The sequence below is a fragment of the Mesorhizobium huakuii genome (assembly GCF_030160235.1).
Lineage (GTDB): Bacteria > Pseudomonadota > Alphaproteobacteria > Rhizobiales > Rhizobiaceae > Mesorhizobium > Mesorhizobium huakuii.
Genome location: NZ_BSNY01000066.1, coordinates 1 through 4,425, shown reverse-complemented (window position 1 = coordinate 4,425; position 4,425 = coordinate 1). Strand labels below are relative to the sequence as shown.

Sequence of the window (4,425 nt, the reverse complement as noted above, 5' to 3'; positions counted from 1 at the left end):
CGCGCCTAACATGCTGACTTAATGACATATTCTCACAGGCGGTGTTTAAGTCGGGTCACACAACAGCGTCAGCACCGTGTCGGGTATATCGAGTTCCGCTGAGATCTTCACCTTAGCCATCAGACCATCGTAAAGCTGGGATGAAACTATGTTCATCGCCCTCTTTTGGTAGTTTCACCGAGAGCCGTTTGGCTCGCAGTATAAGAAGAGGCCGAATAACCCTACCGCACAATACTATTGCACTTGAACCGCCGATGACAAGCCATGCACGTCTGGGGGAAGCCGTCAGACGATGCGAGCCATGAAAACCGAGATGGTGATTGCGCAATGCAGGATAGGGGAGGCACTACATGGCTTCACGCCTCTCGTACAATTTCAAGCCTGACCCATGCTAGCTCTGGGATAGCCACCTTGAGCTGTGCACCCACGCAGGAAAACGCAGACGACCGCCGCGAGCCGGGCCGAGCCATCTGGAAGCGACTGTTGGTTAGTTTCGCAAATAGTCGTCTGACACGCCAGATCAGGACTGGTTCGCCGGAAATGGCCGAGCGCAGGGCCGGGCATTTCGAACGACAGACGGCCTAAGCTTGGATTCTCAAGTTTCTCAAAAGGTTAAGGCGATGACGACGCATGCATCCAACAATCTTGGGTTCGACCCCGCGGCCTCAGGTGGCAGTACCTCCGAAGATCCAACACTGCAGAATGCGGTCGCGGCCGCATGGCATACTTAGCGACAAGCCGCAGTGTCAGTCCATTGCTGGCTTGGCTTTGCCGTTACTCTTGACCTACTTCTGGAGCTTGAGCGGATGTTGTTGTCCTCACAAGCTGCTGAGCCCATTTTGGGCCATGCCGCTAGGTGCAATCACGAGATGACGGCTATCTGGGCCAATTCGTTCCGACACCGGACGGTCCGGCCCCAACGCGGTCGACAGACGGTTCTACAAATGGCCATCGACTGGGGTTCCTGGAAGCTTTTCGAACGTTCTGGGTCGCGGCTCACCACGAATTGCGGGTGCTCATGGACAAAGTGGGACACGAGATTCGGATCTAGGGCAGTTTGGGAGGCATCGATCTTCTGGCACGTGCGCCTTCAACGTGAGGCAGCACAACCTCAAGCGCCTCAACGCCCTGAACGGGAGCTTTGCGCCGCCAAGCCTTAAGCAGTTTGCGCCTTGGTATCCGCGTGTATTGCATCTGCATACGTGGAACCTGAGCCTCGCTGAGCCCAGCCGCTTTTACCATTACCTACGAGTAAATCCATGGTCTCGAGCAGGTGACGCTAGCCTATTCGCTGGCTTACTGTGCCGGAGTGCGCCAAGCTTGGGACACAAAAAGCGGAGGCCCATGCCATGCAGGCTGTTTCGTCGCGAAAGGTTCAAGTATCCACGTTCCATAGGCACGGTATATCACCACTGACCCTGGCGTTCTACCGTCGGCAAGAAGAAACAAAGTACAGGGTCTTTCTACTCAGCGCGTCAGTCGTTCATATCCGTCTGTCTGTGGCATTCGGGTTGTTTCTGACAGTCGTATACGGAGTATATGATCCATTTGTCTTTCAATATCCTGAACCATTGATATATGTCATGTGTGTTAGATATCTAGTTATAGCGCCACCTATATTATTTGTGCTCGTCCTAACGTTTTCCAGGCACTACGTTCGATATTCGCAAAGTGTAGGGTTTGCCACAATCGTTGTGATTGGCCTCGGGTGGTTCCTCTTTGGTTATCATGCGCCGGTGGTCGGGGTCCTTGACAACTATTCATCGATCATTATGACTTGCATCTACGGTTTCTTTTTTTCCGGTCTATTTTTCAGATTTAGCGTCATTGCTTGCTTATTTAGCACGTTGATCTATCTCTTTGCGATACTTACAGCAAATTTGGATGGCGCATTGACGGTCAGCTTGGTTGCCTCTCTGATAGTCGTCTTTCTGTTGTTAGCGCTTGCAGCCTATCAGAAGGAGCAGTTGTCGAGGCGGCTCTTCGTTACGGAGACCAAGGCGCGACGAGCGCTGGCAAGCCAGTCCCGACATGATAGCAGGTATCTGCAATGGCTACGAAGTCTCGCGGACTTCCTCCGGCACGAGGTACGACAGCCCGTCGCACAGGTTAGCACCAGCATTGAACTCATTCAGTTGGAAGGTCCGCACAACAAACGCGTAGAGAAGTTCCTGGCAAATGCCGCCGACGGTACGCGCCATATTGCGAACCTGATCGAGCGCGCGACACGGGCGACGCGGATCGAGACCTTTGTAAGGCAAGGGAAGTCGCAAGACGTTCGCCTCGACGGGCTCATCATTGAACTTGTCGACGCCTATAGGCAAACCTACTCCGGCCTGATGATAGAGCTAGCCGGAGTGTCCGAAGCACGGGTGCATGCCGATCCCAGCCTGCTGAGGGAAGCCGTCGACAACCTCGTTGCTAACGCTGCCTCGTATTCGCTGGAAGATCATCCAGTCGAGCTATCACTCGCGACCGATGCTGATAGTGCTATTATCATCGTTCGGAACAAAGGGCCTCTTCTGCCCGATGATTCAACTAGTCTGTTCGATCCGTTTTCGTCTACGCGCGCGGGGCCGACGAGCGTCCATCATGGACTCGGCCTCTACATCGTACGGCTGGTTGCTGAGGAGTATGGGGGCACAGCGCTCCTATCGAACCTTGCTGATAGGACGGGCGTGGAGGCGTCGATCAGGCTTCCCCGCGTGACTAACCAGCGCCGTTCTGCTGAGAGCTATCTTCAATCCACCGATAACCCCGAGCCCGTTCTGACTTGATGCAAGCAAAAGTGGGGCTTAGGGTTTGGATGATCTCACGGATTGCCTTGATATGCGCAACAATAGTGTTCGGCTGAACGGTTATGTTGGCTGCGCCCATCAAATCCGCGGTCGATCGAACCTCGCTTCTATGCCGAAACAGGTCGCGAAGAATCCAGAACTGGGTGAGCGATAGACCCAACGGTGCCCCATTCCAGTAAGCACGAGAGAGGCTTTCGTCGATGCGCAATAGAGAATCCGAGGCTGGCTGAGGGAGGTCGGCAGTTGGTGAAATGCCGGCCAGCAAAGTCTCAACGCGCCTAATCAGAGCATTGATACGGGCAACAAGGTAGGTGCCGGAAACCGACTTTGTGAGATAGTCGTCTGCACCTAATCGTAAACCGCTTATCCGGTCGGGGTCCTCGTCGCGTTCGGTCAGAAAAATGATGGGCACCGCGCTCCGCAATGCGCGGAAATGCTGGCACAGCTCAAAGCCGGCCTCGTATTCTGCCCCCAGCGTAACGTCCAAAATGACGACGTCGAATTTTCCTCGATCGAATTCCGTGATGGCAGATGCCTTGGTACCACAAGCGCAGACCGAAAGCCGGTGCGCGGTGAGTAACATCTCATAGTTCTGGCGCAGCACTTCGTCATCTTCGACGAGAAGTACTCGACGCATAGGCACGGTCTCGGTTGCGGTCATTTCACAATTCTCGCGCCAACACACCAGGCTTCTATCATCATCCATATCGCGCCTCTAGCCGCACCCCATTCGGTTTCGTTTTAGGGCGATGGCGAGTAATGGCATGTGCGGAGTTGATACCTAAGTGAGAAAAAGTGAAGTTCGATGATTTTTAGTGAAAGACGGTATCAATCCAATCATAAATCATCAAAATTCGCCATTGTATCAGTATAAATCATCGTGCATCAGCGATCACTGATTGAGGGCGCATCGCGTTTGTGCCCAGATGAGGTTGTCAACAACGCATCAAATCTGGGAGAAAGCAATGAAATACGTTTATGGAAAGGTTCTGGCGTTTGCGATAATTTCTGGGAGCGCGGTCATCGGCGCATCGAGTTCCGCGCATGCCGACTGTGGTCTCATCGGTTGCATCGTCAACGACATCGTCCCGGGAGCGGGGGATGCTTTGGACGATTGGAACCGGGAGTTCAGCAACAGGCAGTCGGATCACAGCGTATGGAACCAGGTCATGCATCCGCAAATGCCAAAGAGCGCATTTCGTTCAGCCGGCCCGCAGCAGCAGCCGCAGCCGCAGCCGCAGCTGGTGATGGGCAACTATTGCGCGACCCAGTTCGGTGTCTTCGGTCCTGGGCCTTTCAATCCTGTAGGTTCGCGCTGCTTCGCCTGGAATGCGCCCGGGCAGGTCGTTCAAGGGTGGTGAAGGAACGATCCCGGGGAGGCCTCCGTTTGGAAGTCGCCCTTGGATCTTGTTCATGCCGCATCCGCTCCTCAGACGCGCTGGCGAGCGTCAGGGCGCCAGCGCTGCAGAGTGGAACGTCCTTCTAACAGTGCAGTGGAGCGTACGACGTATCGAATCTACTGCAACCATGCAGCCGGTCTACGCTCTTTAGCGTGTTGCCGACTTATGCCAGGCCCGACTTAAACACCGCCTGTGAGAATATGTCATTAAGTCAGCATGTTAGGCGC

The 4,425-nt window shown here is 54.4% G+C and carries 3 protein-coding genes; 2 read left to right on the top strand and 1 reads right to left on the bottom strand.

All coding sequences use genetic code 11. The features are described 5' to 3' along the window. Positions 1 to 1,694 precede the first annotated feature (1,694 nt). Positions 1,695 to 2,777 (top strand): sensor histidine kinase, encoded by a 1,083-nt coding sequence (locus QQK95_RS31655; protein WP_284278439.1) that lies wholly within the window; start codon positions 1,695 to 1,697, stop codon positions 2,775 to 2,777. Here the strand turns inward: QQK95_RS31655 and QQK95_RS31650 are convergent. Next, positions 2,710 to 3,459 carry a response regulator gene (locus QQK95_RS31650; protein WP_284278438.1) on the bottom strand — a complete coding sequence of 250 codons (750 nt, stop codon included), beginning with the start codon at positions 3,457 to 3,459 and terminating at the stop codon, positions 2,710 to 2,712. The genes QQK95_RS31655 and QQK95_RS31650 overlap by 68 nt on opposite strands. Positions 3,460 to 3,763: 304 nt before the next feature. Between QQK95_RS31650 and QQK95_RS31645 the strand changes: the two genes are divergently transcribed. Beyond that, positions 3,764 to 4,159, top strand: a complete 396-nt coding sequence (locus QQK95_RS31645; RefSeq protein ID WP_284278437.1) for a hypothetical protein — start codon at positions 3,764 to 3,766, stop codon at positions 4,157 to 4,159. Positions 4,160 to 4,425: the final 266 nt, after the last annotated feature.